The sequence below is a fragment of the Arthrobacter sp. SPG23 genome (genome assembly GCF_000876655.1).
Taxonomy (GTDB): Bacteria; Actinomycetota; Actinomycetes; order Actinomycetales; family Micrococcaceae; genus Arthrobacter.
Window position 1 is genome coordinate 159,743 of sequence record NZ_JYCN01000015.1, and the last position, 17,613, is coordinate 177,355.

The window sequence follows — 17,613 nt, forward strand, 5'->3', positions numbered from 1 at the left end:
AGTAGTCCCACGTCGCGCGCCGAATTCTCGGCTGACCCCATGCTCTTTTGTATGACCTTGTACTAATTAGGATGACCTAACTAGCAAGCGGTCTACCGCGCGACAAAGATGAAACTGTTGCGAGAGGAGTCCTGCGATGAGCATTGTGGACAGCTTCGGTTCAAAAGGCAAACTTAATGTAGCCGGTACCGAATACGAAATTTTCCGGTTGAACTCCGTTGAAGGTGCAGAAAACCTTCCGTTCAGCCTCAAGGTATTGCTTGAAAACCTGTTGAGGACCGAGGACGGCGCCAACATCACGGCCGATCACGTCCGAGCACTGGCCGGTTGGGATCCCAGCGCCGAGCCCGACACTGAAATCCAGTTCACGCCGGCGCGTGTGATCATGCAGGACTTCACTGGCGTGCCCTGCGTTGTGGACCTCGCCACCATGCGTGAGGCAGTCAAGGAACTCGGCGGCGACCCCAAGCGGGTTAACCCCCTGGCACCGGCCGAGATGGTGATCGACCACTCGGTGCAGATCGACGCATTCGGCAACTCCGGCGCACTGGAGCGCAACATGGAGATCGAATACCAGCGGAACGGGGAGCGCTACCAGTTCCTCCGCTGGGGCCAGACCGCGTTTGACGACTTCAAGGTCGTCCCGCCGGGAACCGGCATCGTGCACCAGGTCAACATCGAGTACCTGGCCCGCACCGTCATGACCCGCGAAATTGACGGCGTTGTCCGGGCCTACCCGGACACCTGCGTCGGCACCGACTCCCACACCACCATGGTCAACGGCCTGGGCGTGCTGGGCTGGGGCGTGGGCGGCATTGAAGCCGAGGCGGCAATGCTGGGCCAGCCCGTGTCCATGCTGATCCCGCGCGTCGTGGGCTTCAAGCTGACCGGGTCCATCCCGGCCGGCGCCACCGCCACCGACGTTGTCCTGACCATCACCGAGCAGCTGCGCAAGCACGGCGTGGTGGGCAAGTTCGTGGAATTCTACGGCGAGGGTGTGGCGGCGGTGCCGCTGGCCAACCGCGCCACCATCGGCAACATGAGCCCGGAGTTCGGTTCCACGGCCGCCATGTTCCCGATCGACGACGTCACCCTCGAGTACCTGCGCCTCACCGGCCGCTCGGAAGAGAACGTGGCCCTCGTGGAGTCCTACGCGAAGGAACAGGGCCTTTGGCACGATCCTTCCAAGGAGATCAAGTTCTCCGAATACCTCGAGCTGGACCTGTCGACGGTTGTTCCGTCGATCTCCGGCCCGAAGCGCCCGCAGGACCGCATCGAGCTCACGGACGCCAAGGAGCAGTTCCGCAAGGACATCCACAACTACGTGTCCATCGAAGACGGAAGCGTGGACGAGTCCCTGGAAGAGTCCTTCCCGGCCTCCGATCCGCCCTCCTTTACCCACGCTGATTCCCACACCACGGAAACGGCCCGGGTCGAGTCCGCCGCCAACGGCGCCCACGGACGTCCGTCCACCCCGGTGCACGTTGTCACCGCGGACGGCCGCGAGTTCGAGCTGGACCACGGCGCGGTGTCCATCGCCTCGATCACCTCCTGCACCAACACGTCCAACCCGTCCGTGATGCTCGCCGCAGCACTGCTGGCACGCAACGCCGTGGATAAGGGCCTGGCCGCGAAGCCGTGGGTCAAGACCTCCGTTGCCCCCGGCTCCAAGGTGGTCACCGACTACTACAACAAGTCCGGCCTCACCCCCTACCTGGAGAAGCTCGGCTTCTACATCGTGGGCTACGGCTGCGCCACCTGCATCGGCAACTCCGGCCCGCTCGACGCCGAAATCTCCGAGGCCATCCAGGCCAACGACCTTTCCGTCACCGCCGTGCTGTCCGGTAACCGCAACTTCGAGGGGCGGATCAACCCGGACGTCAAGATGAACTACCTGGCCTCCCCGCCGCTGGTCATCGCCTACGCCCTGGCCGGAACCATGGACTTCGACTTCGATACCGACGCACTCGGCCAGGACGAAGCCGGCAACGACGTCTTCCTGAAGGACATCTGGCCGAACCCGGTCGAGGTCCAGAAGGTCATCGATTCCTCGATCGACAAGGAGATGTTCGCCCGCGGCTACGAGGGCGTCTTCGACGGCGACGACCGCTGGAAGGCCCTCGACACCCCTGCCGGCGACACCTTCGCCTGGGATGAGAAGTCCACCTACGTCCGGAAGCCCCCGTACTTCGAAGGCATGAAGGCCAAGCCGGAGCCCGTCACGGACATCACCGGCGCCCGCGTGCTGCTCAAGCTCGGCGATTCCGTCACCACCGACCACATCTCCCCGGCCGGTTCCTTCAAGTCGGACACCCCTGCCGGCCAGTACCTGCTGGCCAACGGTGTGGAGCGCAAGGACTTCAACTCCTACGGCTCACGCCGTGGCAACCACGAAGTCATGATCCGCGGCACCTTCGCGAACATCCGCATCAAGAACCAGCTGCTCGACGGCGTCGAGGGTGGCTTCACCCGCGACTTCACCCAGGCAGACGGCCCCCAGGCGTACGTCTACGACGCCGCCCAGAACTACCAGGCAGCCGGCACCCCGCTGGTGGTCCTGGCAGGGAAGGAATATGGCTCCGGCTCGTCCCGTGACTGGGCAGCCAAGGGAACCGCACTCCTGGGCGTCAAGGCTGTCATTGCTGAAAGCTACGAGCGCATCCACCGCTCCAACCTGATCGGCATGGGCGTCCTGCCGCTGCAGTTCCCGGCCGGCGAATCAGCCGCAACCCTGGGCCTGACGGGCACGGAAACCTTCTCAGTCGAGGGCGTCACCGCCCTCAACGAGGGCACCACCCCGAAGACCCTCAAGGTCACTGCCACGGCTGAAGACGGCTCCGCCAAGTCCTTCGATGCGGTCCTCCGCATCGATACCCCGGGCGAAGCCGACTACTACCGCAACGGCGGCATCCTGCAGTACGTGCTGCGCCAGATCTCCGCCAACTAGCGGCAGAGGTCACAACCGGCACCACCAAAAGCCCCGGCCTGTCACCGACAGGCCGGGGCTTTTGCGTTGCGGCGGGCGGTCACTGCGTCCGTCCCGCCGGCGAGGCGTTAGAGTTAAAAGGCATGTCTACCACCCGAAGGAGGCCCCGTTGGGAATTTTGGACACCATCCGGAATCCGCAGGACCTGAGCAAGTTGACCGAAGAACAGCTGTCCCAGCTGGCTGCGGAGGTCCGGAGTTTCCTGATCGGAAACGTGTCGCAGACGGGTGGCCACCTCGGACCGAACCTCGGCGTCGTGGAACTGACCATGGCCGTGCACCGCATTTTCGATTCCCCCCGTGACAGCATCGTGTTTGACACCGGGCACCAGTCGTATGTCCACAAGCTCCTCACCGGACGCCATGACTTCAGCACCCTTCGCCAGGAGGGCGGCATGTCCGGCTATCCGGACCGGGAAGAGTCCGAGCACGACATCGTGGAAAGCTCCCACGCCTCCTCGTCGCTGTCCTGGGCCGACGGCATCTCCCGCGCCCGGCAGCTGACCGGCGACGGCGACCGCTACGTGATTGCCGTGGTGGGTGACGGCGCCCTGACCGGCGGCATGGCCTGGGAAGCGATCAACAACATCGCCGCGGATAAACGCCGCCGCGTGGTGATCGTCGTGAACGACAACGGCCGTTCGTATGCGGCCACCGTGGGCGGCTTCGCTGACTATCTCGCATCGTTGCGCCCCACCATCGATTCCTTCCGTGCAGCTCCTGCTTACGAGGGCACCCTGGACTGGTGGAAGCGGAAGCTCCAAAACGGGGGACCGGTGGGCCAGTTCACGTACCGCAGCCTGCATGCCATGAAGAAGGGCATCAAGGACTGGTGGGCGCCGCAGGGCATGTTCGAGGACCTGGGCATGAAGTACATCGGCCCCGTGGACGGCCACAACCTCCAGGCGATGGAGCATGCACTCTCAACCGCAAAGAACTATGCCGGCCCGGTCATCGTGCACGCGATGACCGAAAAGGGCCATGGCTATGCGCCGGCGCGCGCCCACGAGGCCGACCAGTTCCATGCTGTGGGCATCATCGATCCCGAAACCGGGGAGCCCACCGAGGCTGGCGGCGCCCAATCCTGGACGTCGGTGTTCGCCGATGAGATCGCCGCCATCGCCGATGAGCGCAAGGACATCGTGGGCATTACCGGTGCGATGCTCATTCCTGTAGGCCTGCACAAATTCGCCGCACGGCACCCGGAGCGCGTCTTCGACGTCGGTATTGCCGAACAGCACGCGCTCACTTCCGCCGCGGGCATGGCCTTCGGCGGGCTCCACCCCGTGGTGGCCGTCTATGCGACGTTCCTGAACCGTGCCTTCGACCAGCTGCTCATGGACGTGGCCCTGCACAAGGCAGGGGTGACGATAGTTTTGGACCGTGCCGGCGTCACCGGCCCCGACGGCGCCAGCCACCACGGCATGTGGGACATGGCCATGGTCCAGATTGTGCCCGGCCTCCACCTGGCTGCCCCCCGCGACGCAACCAGGCTCCGCGAAGAACTCCGCGAAGCCGTGGCCATCGAGGACGCACCCACCGTGGTCCGGTATTCCAAGGGCAGCGTGGGCGCAGAAGTGGAAGCCCTCGAACGCCTTGGCGACGGCGTGGATGTGCTGGCACGCCGCCCTGCGGGCTCCAACGAAAACGACGTACTGATTGTCAGCGTCGGCGCCATGTCCGAACTCGCCCTGGACGTTTCCAACCGCCTGGGCGCGCAAGGCATCAGCTCCACCGTGGTGGACCCCCGCTGGCTGCTGCCGGTCCGGAAATCCATCATTGCGCTGGCTGCCCGCCACCGGTTGGTCATCTGCATCGAAGACGGCGTCCGGGCCGGCGGCGTGGGTTCACGCATCCGGCAGGAAATGCGCGCCGCAGGCGTGGACACCGCCCTCAACGAGGTGGGGCTGCCCGTGGAGTTCCTGGACCACGGCACCCGCGCGCAGGTGCTGGAACGGGTCGGTCTCACGGCCCGCCAGATCACGCACGACGTCGTTGCGCAGGTTTTGGGGACAAAAGTTCCTTTTGCCCGTCCCCTGCCAGGCCAGGAACATCCGACTACGGGGAGCCTGCCTAAACTGTGATTTCGCATGAGGCCACACCCCCGGAGAGCCTGAACCCGGGAGACCTGGTGGTGGCACGGAACCGCAAATGGGACGGCGGAGCCACTGGGTGGTCCCGGGCAGCTACCTCGGCGAGGACCGCCACGGCTGGTGGATCTTCCAGCCCGAGGGATCGTTTATTTCGCGGCCCGGGGCAGCCTTCCACGCGAGGTCCGATGCCGTGCTTCTGGTTCCACGGACCGGGGACTACGTTGCCACTTTCTACGATGACGAGTACCCGGGGGACTTCCGGGTGTACGTGGACCTGGCCGTGGGCCACGGCTGGAACCACCTCCGGCCCGGCACGCTGGAATTCCACGTGATCGACATGGACCTGGACGTGATCCGGTCCGTGACCCGGGGCGTCTACATCGACGACGAGGACGAATTCGCCGAGCACCAGGTGAGCATGCACTATCCGCGGGACCTCGTGGACCGCATGCTCGCGGAGACAGAACAGCTTTACCAGGCCGTTAAGGCGCAGCAGGCACCGTTCGACGGCACAGACGCCGAGTGGTTTAGGAGAGGACGGGCATGAGCGGAATCATCAGGGTCTACAAACGCGACGACGAAGGGGTCCTGCTGTTCCGGGAGGCCTGGTTCGATGAGGACTACAGCCAGTTCGTGATGAATCACGGCGTGGTGGGGCACCAGAGCAAGACGGACGAAACGGACGTTGCCGATGCCGCGGCCGCGGAAGGCCTGATGGACGCTTTCGCGGTGCAATGCGCCGAGGACGGCTATGCCGAGCTTGCCGACGAAGATCAGTTCTGGGTGGTGGCCCAGTACGCCTTGAAAACCAAGGACGGCACGGACCGTGACCGCTACCTCGAGGAAAAAGCCAAAGACGCCCTCATCAGCCACCTCGCCTGGCGCGGCCTCGGCACCGTGGAACGAAGCGAGTTTGGCGACGCCAAACTCAATATCTTCTGCCTGTGCCCGGACGTCAACAAAGCCGTGAATGCGATCAAGGTCTGCATCCGCGGCGAGGACCTGGACTTCACCAAGCTCAGCATCGCGGCGGCGCCGTTTGCGGATCCGGAAGCGTTTAAGCTCAAGCACTCGCCGAAACCGGCTTCGGGCTTTACCCTCTAAGAGGGGGCAACCGACTCACTGGGAGGCATCCGCTATGGCGCCAAAGTCCGTTCAACCAGGCCGCACCCCGATTCCCCGTGGAATTGGTGCGCCTGCCCGCAGGGCCATGGCCCATGCCGGACTGGAAACCTTGGAACAAGTGGTCCAGTTCGGTCAACGGGAACTGTCGAAGTTGCACGGAATGGGCGTCAAGACCATGGCCCAGCTCGAAGATGCCATGGACGAGCACGGACTCGAGTTCCCCGCGGTCTGAGCGGCCTTCCGGACACTCGCACGGCACTGGACGCCCCCGGACTGGAGGGCGTCCGGACCGCTGGCGTGGCCGTTATAGGCTGATTTCATGACTGAATACCGCCGCCTTGGAAATTCCGGATTGACCGTCTCCGTTGTGGGACTCGGCTGCAACAACCTGGGCCGGGCCAATACCGTGACGGAGTCGCAGGAGGGGACCGACGCCGTCGTTCATGCCGCCCTGGACGCGGGCATTACGCTTTTTGACGTCGCGGACACCTACGGCAAGGAACCCGGAGTCAGCGAAACCATGCTGGGTAAGGCCCTGGCCGGCCGGCGCGAAGACGCAATTGTCGCCACGAAATTCGGCATGGACATGCGCGGGGCCAACGGCAACGACTTCGGTGCCCGCGGGTCACGCCGCTACATCGTCCAGGCCGCCGAGGCTTCACTGCGGCGGCTCGGCACCGACTGGATCGACCTCTACCAGTTCCATACTCCGGATCCGCTGACCCCCATCGACGAGACCTTGGCCGCCCTCGACGACCTCGTGACCAGCGGGAAGGTCCGTTACGTGGGCCACTCCAACCGGGCCGGCTGGCAGATCGCCGAGGCCGAATTTGTGGCCCGCGCCCGTGGCGGTGCGCGGTTCATTTCCACCCAGAACCATTACAACCTGCTGGACCGCCGCGCTGAACTCGAAGTCACGCCTGCTGCCGAAGCCTACGGCCTGGGCGTGCTGCCGTACTTCCCGCTGGCCAACGGGCTGCTGACCGGCAAGTACGCGCCGGGCAAGGCCCCGGAAGGCTCCCGCCTGAGCCACACCCGCACCAACCTGGTCAACGACGCGGACTGGGGCCAACTGGAGAAGTTCAGCAAGTTCGCCGCCGAGCGCAACCTCAGCGACATCCAGGTGGCGTTCTCCTGGCTGGCGGCCCAGCCGTCCGTCAGCAGCGTGATCGCGGGCGCCACCCGGCCGGAGCAGGTCCGCGAGAACGCAGCCGCTGTGGCCTGGGTGCCCAGCGCGGACGAACGTGCCGAACTGGATGAGATCTTCCCGCGCACGCCCAAGGTGGCACTCTTCTGATGCATTCGGTCCTGATGGACGTGGACACCGGGATCGACGACGCCCTGGCCCTGGTGTACCTGCTGTCCCGCCCCGACGTCCGCCTGCAGGCCATCACCTGCACCGCCGGAAACGTGGGGGCGCGGCAGGTGGCCCTGAACAACCTGGCCCTCCTGGAGCTGTGCGGCACACCGGGAGTCGAGGTGGCGATCGGGGCCGAGGTGCCGCTGGAAATCCCGCTGGTTACCACGGAGGAAACCCACGGACCGCAGGGAATCGGATACGCGGAACTTCCACCCCCTGCCGGCCGGATCTCGGACCGGCATGCCGTGGACGTCTGGGTGGACGAGGCGCGGAAGCACCCCGGCGAGATCACGGGCCTCATTACCGGTCCATTGACCAACTTCGCCCTCGCCCTCCGCCGGGAACCGGACCTGCCGCGCCTGCTCAAAGGGCTGGTGATCATGGGCGGCTGCTTCTACTACCAGGGCAACACCACGCCGACGGCGGAGTGGAACGTTTCGGTCGATCCGCATGCCGCGAAGGAAGTCTTTGCCGCCTACCGCGGCCTCCCGGAGGACAAACTGCCGGTGGTGTGCGCTCTTGAGACCACCGAACTCATCGAGATGCGGCCCGAACACCTGCAGCGCCTGGCCGAAGCCGCGGGCACCGGTCCCGAACTCGTACTGCCGGGCCAGCCGGAGGGTCTCCGCAGCAGCTCCGGCAACCCCTTGGTGGCGTGCCTGTCCGACGCCATCCGCTTCTACATGGAGTTCCACCGGCTCTACGACCAGGGCTACGTGGCCCATGTGCACGATGCCTTCGCTGCCTGTGTGGCCGTGGGACGGACGGAATACACCGCCCGGCTGGCCACCGTTGACGTCGAAACAGGATCGCCACTGCTGATGGGCACCACCGTGGCCGATTACCGCGGACTCTGGGGGCTGCCGCCGAACGCCCGCATCGTGGCGTCCAACAATCCGAAGCAGTGCTTTGATGAGCTCATCAATTCAGTGGGAGCACTGGCCAGGCGGCTGGCCTAAGATGGTAGCTGCGCCGAGGTGACATAGGCGCACGTTTGCCGATCCCGGTACCGGTGTACCCGCGGAACGCAATCCACAGCCAAAGGAACAGCCATGTCACAGCAATCCCGGACCCTACCCGCGCCTGCACAGGCGGTCCGCAACCGCCGCCTGCTCGAAGCGCTCGGCGCGGTATCCATCGCAGCCACCTTCATCTTCCTCGTCCTGACGCAGCCCGCGGATATCACCAACGGGCTGGCAAGCGGATCCACCCTGGTGGCCCTGGGCGGGTTCCTGCTGGGAGCCATCCTCCTGATTGTCGGAGTGCTGCCCACCCTTCCCACCTCCACCCTGGTGCTGATCCCCGTGGCACTGGTCCTCAACATCGCCCTCGGCCAGATCATGGGATCCACCGGCCTGCCGTTCTACTTCGACGCGATCGGCACAGTCCTCATCGCCGTCCTGGCAGGCCCGGCGGCGGGGGCAGCAACGGGCGCCCTCAGCAGCGTCGTCTGGTCCTTCATCAATCCCACGGTGCTGCCCTTTGCCGCCGGCGCTGCGCTCATCGGTTTCCTGGCCGGCGTAGCCGCCCGCTACGGGCTGTTCCGGCGCTTCTACCTTGCCCCGGTGGCCGGCTTCGTGACGGGCATCCTGGCCGGCGTCGTCTCCGCACCCATCGCGGCTTTCGTTTTCGGCGGCACCTCCGGCGTCGGTACCGGCGCCATCGTCAGCGCCTTCCGGGCCATGGGCGATACGCTCCTGGCTGCCATCACCAAGCAGGCATTGATTTCGGACCCGATGGACAAGGCCATTGTCTTCGCAGTAGTCGCGATGCTGGTGTACGCGCTGCCGCGCCGGACCGCGCTGCAGTTCCCTTTTGTGCGCCGGTTCAACGTGCTGGCCGGCAAGAAGCAGGAAACTCCGGACGCCTGATCCCGTGCCCGCCCCGTTGAACACAGCTGCCCGCCTGAAAACTCCCGCTCCGCTCAACCCGCTGACCGCATTGGCGGCGGCCGTAGCGACTGCGGCCATCACGACGGCAGTTTCCAGTTGGGCAGTTTCCCTTACCGTGGCCCTGGGCTGCGCCGCGCTGGCGGTGCGCGCCGGAGTGGCCGGCCGGCTGGCACCCGCAGCAGCGGTGATCCTGGCGCCCTTTTGGCTGTCGCTGCTGGTCATGCACGGACTGTTCTTTCCCGAGGGCAGGACGGTCCTGGCTGAGTGGGGCGCCGTGCGGGTCACTGCCGAGGGGCTTGGTTTTGCGCTGGACATGGGAGCACGGACGGCCGCCTATGTCATGGTGTGCCTGCTCTTTTCGTTCACGGTCCGGGTTCCGGACCTGGTTGCAGTGATGTCAGCGCGCCGCGTGCCGCCGCAGTTCGGCTATGTCCTGGCGTCCACCCTGACGCTGGCGCCGGCCATCACCGGCCGGCTGGTGCGGATCCGGCAGGCCCAGGAATCCCGGGGACTGGTTCTTGGTGGCGGCCCGCTGCCGCGGCTGGCAGCGGCACGGCTGCAGATGCTGCCGCTGGTCCTCGCACTCATCCAGGACGCCGGGGAGCGGGCGCAGGCGCTTGAATCACGCGGTTTCAACGGCACCCGGGCGCGCACCAGCTACCGGGACGTGCCGGATACCGCCGCCCAGCGCGGATTCCGGGTCCTTGCGCTGCTGCTGGCCGCGGCCGCGGTGGCACTTCGGATATCCGGCCAATGGCCCGGCATACCGTGGCCCTGGGGAGTGCAGCCATGAGGGCGGCTGCCTCTCTGGAGGCCAGGATCGAGGCCTTCAGCTACCACGGTGACGCGCGCCCGTACTCCACGACGTGGACGTGAGTGCGGCGCCGGGCACACTCACCGCCGTGCTGGGCGGCTCCGGCAGCGGGAAGTCAACCCTCGGCAGGCTGCTGGCGGGCTGGCTGTCGGGCGGGAACTCCGGCCGGTTCACGGGCAGCCTCTGGTCCGGGCAGGTGGGCTTCGTTCCGCAGGATGCCGCGGCCCTGCTGTCCACCGTGGGGTCCACAGTTGCAGAGGAGCTGGCGTTCGGCCTGGAAAACCAGGGCTTGGACAGGCGCCTCATGCGCGCGGAGGTGGCGCGTGCCGCCGACGCAGCTGGACTGACGGCACTGCTGGAACGCGATCCGGCCACGCTCTCCGGCGGTGAACTGCGGCGGCTGGCCGTGGCCTGTTCTGCCATTACGCGCCCGGGTTTCCTGGTGTTGGATGAACCGCTCGGCTCGCTGGACGAAGCCGGCGCCGCCTCGGTCCGTGCGCTGGTCCGCGGCCTCCTTGACTCCGGCACCGCCGTCGTCGTGTTGAGCCAGACCGCGGATGAACTTGCCCGGGCAGCAGGGCAATGGCTTGTGCTCGACGGCGGCACTGTCACCGCCCGCGGCACGCCCGGCGAGCTGGCGGGCACCCCCGCCCTGCTGCAGTCCGGCGTCGTCATTCCCGCCCTGGCGGGCTTCGGTTCCGGACCCCGCCGCCGGACCGCCGGCCCGTCCGCAGCTGCCCGCCGTCCCGGTGGGACGGAGGTGCCTGCTGCCGTCCTGGAGCTGGACAGCATCACGTTCGGCTATCCTGCCGGCCGCCGGGAACGCCGCGGAAACCGGGGGACACAGCGGGGGGTGTTGTGCGGGCTTGGCCTCGCTGTGGCGCCGGGTGAGATCGTGGCTGTGACGGGTCCGAACGGCGCCGGGAAGTCCACCCTGCTCCGGCATTTCAACGGCCTGCTCCGCCCGGACCGGGGATCCGTCCGGATTCTCGGCAAGGATATTGCCGGGGTTCCCACGGGACGAGTGGCTGACCGGGTGGGCCTGCTGTTCCAGCAGCCGCGGGACCAGCTCTTCGAACGCACCGCCCTGCGTGAAGTGCTTTTTGGCCTGGACCGGACATTCGGGGCGGCGGCGGACACGCAGGCACGGGCCGCGCTGGCCGCCGTCGGACTCGGTGACCAGCTGGAGATCCATCCGCATGAGCTGCCGGCATCCCGGCAGCGGCTCCTGGCCCTCGCCACCGTGCTCGCCCGGGACCCGAAGCTCATTGCACTGGATGAACCCACCGTGGGGCTGGACCGCCACGGCCGCGAACGCCTTGATGAAGCCGTTGGCGCCGCAGCGGAGCGGGGTGCCGCCGTGGTGATGGTCACGCACGAGCTCGACTACGCCCGGGCCGCCGCCCATCGGGTCCTGGTGCTCACGGAGGGCACACTGCGGGAACTATGACCGCCTCGGGATACAGCAGCGCCGCCGCCCGCACCGGGAAAGGTGCGGACAGCGGCGCCGTGTGACTGCGAGGCGTAACGCTAGGCCGCGGCCGCCGCGGACGCGACACCCGGCGCGAGGAACCTCTTGCCGTTGACGCGTTCGGAGGCCCCCACCCGGTCCAAATACGGGGTGATGCCGCCGAGGAACATCGGCCAGCCGGCGCCCAGGATCATGCAGAGGTCGATGTCTTCCGGTCCGGCCACCACGCCTTCGTCCAGCATGAGTCCGATTTCCTCGGCCAGCGCGTCCTGTGTCCGGCGGAGGACTTCCTCACCCGTCGAGGGGGAGGTGCCGAAGGACAGCAGCGCCAGCGTTTCGGCCGGAATGAACGGCTTGCCGTCCGGGCCCTTCTCCGGCGCCCCGTTCTGCACAGCCCACAGGGATGTCACGCCGTTGTCGATCAGCTTCTGCAGGTTCCGGGACACCGTGAAGCGGTCACCAAACGCGGCGTGCAGGGATTCCTGGACGTGCTGCGCCACCGGCAGGCCCACCATGGCACCGAGCGTGAACGGGGTCATGGGCAGGCCCATCGGGCGCAGCGCATTGTCCGCCACGTCGGCCGGAGTCCCCTCATCGAACGCGGCGGTCACTTCGCCCATCAGCCGCAGCAGGATGCGGTTGACCACGAACGCCGCGGCGTCCTTGACCAGGACAGCGGTCTTCTTCAGGCCCTTGGCGAGCTCGAACGCGGTGGCCAGCACGGCGTCGTCGGTCCTGGGCGCACGGACGATCTCCAGCAGCGGCATCACGGCCACCGGGTTGAAGAAGTGGAAGCCCACCAGGCGCTCCGGGTGCTCCAGGTCCGCAGCCATCGCAGTCACGGACAGCGAGGACGTGTTCGTGGCCAGGATGCACTCGGGGGAGACGATCGCCTCCACCTCGGCGAACACCTGCTTCTTGACGTTCAGCTCCTCAAACACGGCCTCGATGACGAAGTCGGCGTCGGCAAACGCCTCCTTCGATACCGATCCGGTGACCAGCGCCTTCGTGCGGTTGGCGGCATCGGGACTGATCCGTTTTTTCGCCAGCATCTTGTCCACTTCAGCGTGGACGTAGCCCACGCCTTTGTCCACGCGGGCCTGGTCGATGTCCGTCATCACGACGGGCACCTTGAGCTGCCGGGCGAAGAGCAGCGCAAGCTGGCTGGCCATCAGGCCTGCGCCCACCACGCCCACCTTGGTCACGGGCCGGGCCAGTTTGCGGTCAGGTGCACCGGCCGGGCGCTTGGAGCGCTTCTGCACGAGGTCCAGGAACGCGTACACCGTGGAGCGGAATTCGTCGGTCTGCATGAGGCCGGCCAGGGTCTCGCACTCGAGCGCTGCCGAGTCCGCCTGGCTCATGGTCCTGTTGGCCTCCATGATGTCCAGCACCTTGGCCGGCGCGGGTGAGGCATTGGACGTCTTGGATTCCACGAAGGCGCGCCCGGCGGCAACGGCCGCCGTCCAGCGTTCGGCAATTGCCGGGTCGGAGGGGTCGACGGCGTTGGGCCGTTCCGGGGCTGCCGCACCCGAAATGACGCTCGCGGCCCAGGCGAGGGACTGTTCCACGAAGTCCGCAGGTTCGAACATGGCGTCGGCAATTCCCAGCCCGAAGGCCTGCGGACCGGTGAGAGTCCGGTTGTTGCTGAGCGGATTCTCGATCATCACCTTGACGGCGTTCTCCGGCCCGATCAGCCGCGGCAGGATGTAGACGCCTCCCCATCCGGGAACCAGGCCGAGGAAGGCTTCGGGAAGTGCCAGCGCTCCGGCTCCGGTGGACACGGTGCGGTAGGTGGACTGCAGGGCGATTTCCAGCCCCCCGCCCAGGGCCACGCCGTTGATGAAGGCGAAGCTGGGAACGCCGAGGTTGGCCAAGGTGGCATAGACGTCGTGGCCAAGCTGGGCCATCCAGAGGCCGTGGTCCCGGTTGTTGAGGGACTTGACGGCGGACAGGTCGGCACCGGCCACCAGGTAGTACGGCTTGCCGGTCACGCCGACGCCCACGATCTCGCCGCGGGCGGCCCGGTCCTTGAGCCCCTCGAGGACAGTGCCCAGCTCCACCAGGGTGTTCGGGCCCAGGGTGGTGGGCTTGGAGTGGTCCAGGCCGTTGTCCAGGGTGATGAGTGCGAAGGTTCCCGGGCTGGGCCTGCCGCCGGCTGCCGGCAGCTGGATGTCCTGCACGTAGGAATGCGTGACGGTCTCGTCGGGGAAGAGATCGGCAAGCTTGCGGAAATCTGCGGCGCTCATGCTGCGGCTCCTTCAGTCTCGGTGGTGGCAGTCCCGGTCGCGGGTGCAGTTTTGGTTGCGTGTGTGTCGGTTGGTGACAGGACGCCGCTGTAGTCTGTGTATTCCGAGTGACGCGGGTTTTCCCAGATGACGGTGGCGCCCATGCCCAGGCCGATGCACATGGTGGTCATGCCGTAACGGACCGAGGGGTCCTCTTCGAACTGGCGCGCCAGCTGGTTCATCAGGCGCACTCCGGACGAGGCCAGGGGATGCCCGACGGCGATCGCGCCGCCGTACCGGTTAACGCGGGGATCGTCGTCGGAAATACCGAAGTGGTCCAGGAAGCTCAGCACCTGGACGGCGAAAGCCTCGTTGATTTCGAACAGTCCGATGTCCGCGATGCCGAGGCCGGCGTTCTTCAGTGCCTTCTCCGTGGCAGGGACCGGCCCGATGCCCATGACTTCGGGCTCCACGCCGGCGAAGGCGTAGCTGACCAGGCGCATCTTCACCGGCAGCCCGAGCTCCGCGGCGGCATCTGCCGAGGCGAGCAGGGCCGCAGTGGCACCGTCGTTCAACCCGGCCGCGTTGCCTGCAGTGACCCGGCCGTGGGGACGGAATGGCGTGCGCAGTGCTGCAAGGTCCTCACGGGAGGTTCCCGGCCGGGGCGGTTCGTCAACGGTGTTGACGGTCCAGCCCAGCCCGGGCTTCATCGTGGCCACCGGCACCAGGTCCGGCTGGATCTGGCCCTTCCCGTAGGCCGCTGCCAGCTTGTCCTGGGAGGCCACGGCGTAGGCGTCCGTGCGGTCCTTCGTAATGGCCGGAAAACGGTCGTGCAGGTTTTCCGCGGTGTTTCCCATGTTCAGGGCCGCGGGATCCACCAGGCGCTCGGACATGAACCGCGGATTGGGATCGGCTCCCTCGCCCATGGGGTGGTTGCCCATGTGCTCCACTCCGCCGGCGATAACGACGTCGTAGGCGCCGAAGGCAATCCCGCTGGCCGTGGTGGTCACCGCGGTCATCGCTCCGGCGCACATGCGGTCCACGGCGAAGCCTGGAACGGTACGGGGGAGTCCTGCCAGCAGGGCGGCCGTGCGGCCGATGGTGAGCCCCTGGTCGCCGGTCTGGGTGGTGGCGGCAACGGCCACCTCGTCGATGCGGTCCGCGGGGAGCGAGGGGTTGCGGCGCATCAGTTCGCGGATGCACTTGACCACGAGGTCATCAGCGCGGGTTCCGGCGTAGATGCCCTTTTCGCCCGCACGTCCGAACGGGGTCCGGACGCCGTCCACAAAAACGACGTCGCGGACGGTCCTGTGATTTCCCCTGCCGGGGATTCCGCTGCTCTGTGCTCCGCTGTTGTCTTTTCCGCTGTGGGGTTGGCTCACGTGATACTCCTCATTGAGACATTGGTGCCGGCCGCACGCCAGTGGCAGCGGCGGGCCGGGCGGCATAGATCTCAATGTTACTCGCGAGTAACTTAGCTGGCAAGGACCCTGGCGGGCCGTATGTCCGGTACGGCCAGCCTGGGAGGACACGTCCGGGAAGCCTAGCTTCCCGCGCCGGGAGCGGCCTTGGGTTCCTTCGGTTCCTTGGGTTCCTTGGGCGGCAGCGGCTGCGGATTGAGGAACGCGGCGGTGATCAGGGGAGCCGTCAGCTCGATCTGCCAGGGCCTGGCACCGAGTTCACCGAGCTCCTCGGCGATCCCTTCCTCGCTGAGCTCCGCGGGCGGACGCCACGCCACCCGGCGGAGGAAGTCGGGCGTGAGAAGGTTTTCGACGGGCAGGTTCAGCTCGTCGGCTTTGTCCTGCAGGAGGGGTCTTGCAGTGGCCAGGCGTTCGGCTGCGGCCGGGTCCCTGTCCGCCCACACGCGCGGCGGCGGCGGTGCGTTGGTGGGCAGGTGCAGCGGCGGCAGCTCCTCCATGGCCCGCGCCGTAGCGATGCAGCGCAGCCAACGGGGGGCCTCGCGCTGGGCGGCGCGTCCGTGGAAGCCCTTGGTGCCTAGCAGCTGCGGCACGGTGGCGGGCATGGCCTTGGCTGCCGCCACAAGCGCGGAGTCGGGGATGAGCCGGCCGGGGGCAACGTCGCGCTTGCGGGCGAGGGAGTCGCGTTCCAGCCACAGTTCGCGGACCGCGGCCAGCTGGCGGCGGTCCCTGATCTGGTGGAGCCCGGAGGTCTTGCGCCAGGGATCCACGCGGGGCGGGGCGAGCCCGGCCGCGAGGATGGCGGCGAATTCCTGTTCGGCGTATTCAAGCTTCCCGTCGGCCTGGAGCAGCTCGATGAGTTCTTCGCGCAGCTCGGTGAGGACTTCGACGTCCAGGGCCGCGTACCGCAGCCAGGGTTCAGGGAGCGGGCGCGTGGACCAGTCGGCGGCGGAATGTTCCTTGGCGAGGCCGAAGCCGAGCAGTTGTTCGATGACTGCCGCCAGGCCTACCCGAGGCAGCCCCGCCAGTCGTGCGGCCAGCTCGGTATCGAACAGTTTATGCGGCCACATGCCCAGCTCGGAAAGGCACGGCAGGTCCTGGCTCGCTGCGTGCAGGATCCACTCGACACCTTCCAGGGCGTCGTTGATGATCCGCAGGTCACCGAAGGGTTCAGGGTCGATGAGCCACGTCCCCGAGCCTTCGCGGCGGATCTGTACCAGGAAGGCCCGTTGGCCGTAGCGGAACCCCGATGCGCGCTCGGCGTCCACCCCGGCCGGGCCCGTCCCCGCGGCAATGGCGGCGGCGCAGCGTTCCAGTCCGGCGGGAGTTTCAATGACCAGTGGTACCCCGTCGCGTGGCGAGTCCAGGTCGATGACCTCGGGGACCAGGCTGTCAAAGCCTTCCACCGTGATGTGGGGAGTGATGTCAGCAGCCGGGACGCCGGCTGTGGTGTGTTCCGGATTTTGAGGGGTCATGATGCCTTCAGTTTACCGACATCGCGCTGGAGGGCGCCCCGCCGTAGCCAGCCATGGTCAGTTGCGCCGCCTGCGGGGCAGGGCGGAGACGCCCTCCGGCAGCGGCGGGAGTCCGGCGAACGTGCAGACCATGTCCGACCACGCCTCCAGGTGCGACCGGATATCCGGCCCTTCGGGCGTCCAGGATGCCCGCAGTTCAATGTCGATGGAACCCGGCCGGTCAGCGAGCGTGCCGAAGCTTTCGGACAGGATCCTGGTGGCTGTTCCGCCTGCCTCGCGGTAGGGCGCCTTGTGGTTCTCCAGCGCTTCGACCAGCCAGGTCCACGCCACCGAGCCGAGCATTTCGTCGTTTCCCATCTCCGCCTCCAGCTGGGCGCGGATGTAGGTGACGATCCGGAACTCCCCGTCCCAAACAGCCGAGCCGTCGGGATCGTAGAGCAGGATGAACCGGCCGGTGGCGAGTTCCTCTGCTTCGTCGTCAACAGTTCCCGCAGCGCGGACAAGCGCGGCGGAAACCGGTCCGTGGACGGCGGCAGGGGCCGGTCCGGGGACAGGCCCGATGACCTCGGCTCCGAGGGCCACGGCGAAGGGCGCCAGCCGTGAGGGCGCCGGGATCTCGTCCAGGTGCAGCTCACTGCGGCACCGTGCTTTTCGAAGGGATCCCAAAGCGGAAAGGAACTCCGCGGGAACCTGGGCGAGTTCGTTCACATTCGCAGGTTACGCAAATTGTGGCGCCGATCCCGGCAGGCTCGCCG

Annotated in this window: 13 protein-coding genes and 1 pseudogene; 10 read left to right on the plus strand and 4 right to left on the minus strand. The window is 67.0% G+C overall.

The features are described 5' to 3' along the window. The first annotated feature begins 136 nt into the window (after positions 1 to 136). From acnA to TV39_RS08485, 10 genes and pseudogenes are all read left to right on the plus strand, one after another. The gene (gene acnA, locus TV39_RS08440; protein WP_043480602.1) at positions 137 to 2,947 is read left to right on the plus strand and encodes an aconitate hydratase AcnA; all 2,811 of its coding nucleotides are present in this window, start codon (positions 137 to 139) and stop codon (positions 2,945 to 2,947) included. A 148-nt stretch (positions 2,948 to 3,095) separates the two neighbouring features. After that, positions 3,096 to 5,069 (plus strand): 1-deoxy-D-xylulose-5-phosphate synthase, encoded by a 1,974-nt coding sequence (dxs, locus tag TV39_RS08445; RefSeq protein WP_043480603.1) that lies wholly within the window; start codon positions 3,096 to 3,098, stop codon positions 5,067 to 5,069. After that, positions 5,066 to 5,625, plus strand: a pseudogene (locus TV39_RS08450) (DUF402 domain-containing protein). The gene dxs and the pseudogene TV39_RS08450 overlap by 4 nt, the downstream one beginning before the upstream one ends. Beyond that, positions 5,622 to 6,182, plus strand: coding sequence for a hypothetical protein (locus TV39_RS08455; protein WP_043480604.1), 561 nt, complete (start codon positions 5,622 to 5,624; stop codon positions 6,180 to 6,182). Before TV39_RS08450 ends, TV39_RS08455 begins: the two are co-directional and overlap by 4 nt. A gap of 34 nt (positions 6,183 to 6,216) precedes the next feature. After that, positions 6,217 to 6,435 (plus strand): hypothetical protein, encoded by a 219-nt coding sequence (locus tag TV39_RS08460; RefSeq protein WP_043480605.1) that lies wholly within the window; start codon positions 6,217 to 6,219, stop codon positions 6,433 to 6,435. 87 nt (positions 6,436 to 6,522) lie between these two features. Further along, a complete protein-coding gene (locus TV39_RS08465; protein WP_043480607.1) occupies positions 6,523 to 7,500 on the plus strand; it encodes an aldo/keto reductase in 978 nt (325 codons plus the stop codon). Continuing rightward, complete coding sequence (locus tag TV39_RS08470) at positions 7,500 to 8,522, plus strand: nucleoside hydrolase (RefSeq protein WP_043480609.1); 1,023 nt, start codon at positions 7,500 to 7,502, stop codon at positions 8,520 to 8,522. The genes TV39_RS08465 and TV39_RS08470 overlap by 1 nt, the downstream gene beginning before the upstream one ends. A gap of 93 nt (positions 8,523 to 8,615) precedes the next feature. Continuing rightward, positions 8,616 to 9,434, plus strand: coding sequence for a hypothetical protein (locus TV39_RS08475; RefSeq protein WP_043480611.1), 819 nt, complete (start codon positions 8,616 to 8,618; stop codon positions 9,432 to 9,434). A gap of 4 nt (positions 9,435 to 9,438) precedes the next feature. After that, positions 9,439 to 10,248: an energy-coupling factor transporter transmembrane component T gene (locus tag TV39_RS08480; protein ID WP_052500525.1), complete on the plus strand. Its 810-nt coding sequence runs from the start codon at positions 9,439 to 9,441 to the stop codon at positions 10,246 to 10,248. A 79-nt stretch (positions 10,249 to 10,327) separates the two neighbouring features. Next, on the plus strand, positions 10,328 to 11,719 hold the full coding sequence (locus TV39_RS08485; RefSeq protein WP_235347311.1) for an ABC transporter ATP-binding protein: 1,392 nt from the start codon (positions 10,328 to 10,330) through the stop codon (positions 11,717 to 11,719). 80 nt (positions 11,720 to 11,799) lie between these two features. Here TV39_RS08485 and TV39_RS08490 read toward each other — a convergent pair whose 3' ends face one another. The 4 genes from TV39_RS08490 to TV39_RS08505 all read right to left on the minus strand — a co-directional run bounded on the left by TV39_RS08490 (position 11,800) and on the right by TV39_RS08505 (position 17,566). Beyond that, on the minus strand, positions 11,800 to 13,986 hold the full coding sequence (locus tag TV39_RS08490; RefSeq protein ID WP_043480613.1) for a 3-hydroxyacyl-CoA dehydrogenase NAD-binding domain-containing protein: 2,187 nt from the start codon (positions 13,984 to 13,986) through the stop codon (positions 11,800 to 11,802). Continuing rightward, positions 13,983 to 15,296, minus strand: coding sequence for a thiolase family protein (locus tag TV39_RS08495; RefSeq protein WP_043480847.1), 1,314 nt, complete (start codon positions 15,294 to 15,296; stop codon positions 13,983 to 13,985). The genes TV39_RS08490 and TV39_RS08495 overlap by 4 nt, the downstream gene beginning before the upstream one ends. 212 nt (positions 15,297 to 15,508) lie before the next feature. Then, complete coding sequence (locus tag TV39_RS08500) at positions 15,509 to 16,858, minus strand: HRDC domain-containing protein (protein ID WP_043480614.1); 1,350 nt, start codon at positions 16,856 to 16,858, stop codon at positions 15,509 to 15,511. 57 nt (positions 16,859 to 16,915) lie between these two features. Beyond that, positions 16,916 to 17,566, minus strand: coding sequence for a DUF3000 domain-containing protein (locus TV39_RS08505; protein WP_043480615.1), 651 nt, complete (start codon positions 17,564 to 17,566; stop codon positions 16,916 to 16,918). Positions 17,567 to 17,613 lie beyond the last annotated feature (47 nt).

Coding starts and splice junctions, on each gene's coding strand:
- acnA (WP_043480602.1), top strand. CDS start 137: ATGAGCATTGTGGACAGCTTCGGTTCAAAAGGCAAACTTAATGTAGCC.
- TV39_RS08455 (WP_043480604.1), top strand. CDS start 5,622: ATGAGCGGAATCATCAGGGTCTACAAACGCGACGACGAAGGGGTCCTG.
- TV39_RS08460 (WP_043480605.1), top strand. CDS start 6,217: ATGGCGCCAAAGTCCGTTCAACCAGGCCGCACCCCGATTCCCCGTGGA.
- TV39_RS08465 (WP_043480607.1), top strand. CDS start 6,523: ATGACTGAATACCGCCGCCTTGGAAATTCCGGATTGACCGTCTCCGTT.
- TV39_RS08470 (WP_043480609.1), top strand. CDS start 7,500: ATGCATTCGGTCCTGATGGACGTGGACACCGGGATCGACGACGCCCTG.
- TV39_RS08475 (WP_043480611.1), top strand. CDS start 8,616: ATGTCACAGCAATCCCGGACCCTACCCGCGCCTGCACAGGCGGTCCGC.
- TV39_RS08490 (WP_043480613.1), bottom strand. CDS start 13,986: ATGAGCGCCGCAGATTTCCGCAAGCTTGCCGATCTCTTCCCCGACGAG.
- TV39_RS08500 (WP_043480614.1), bottom strand. CDS start 16,858: ATGACCCCTCAAAATCCGGAACACACCACAGCCGGCGTCCCGGCTGCT.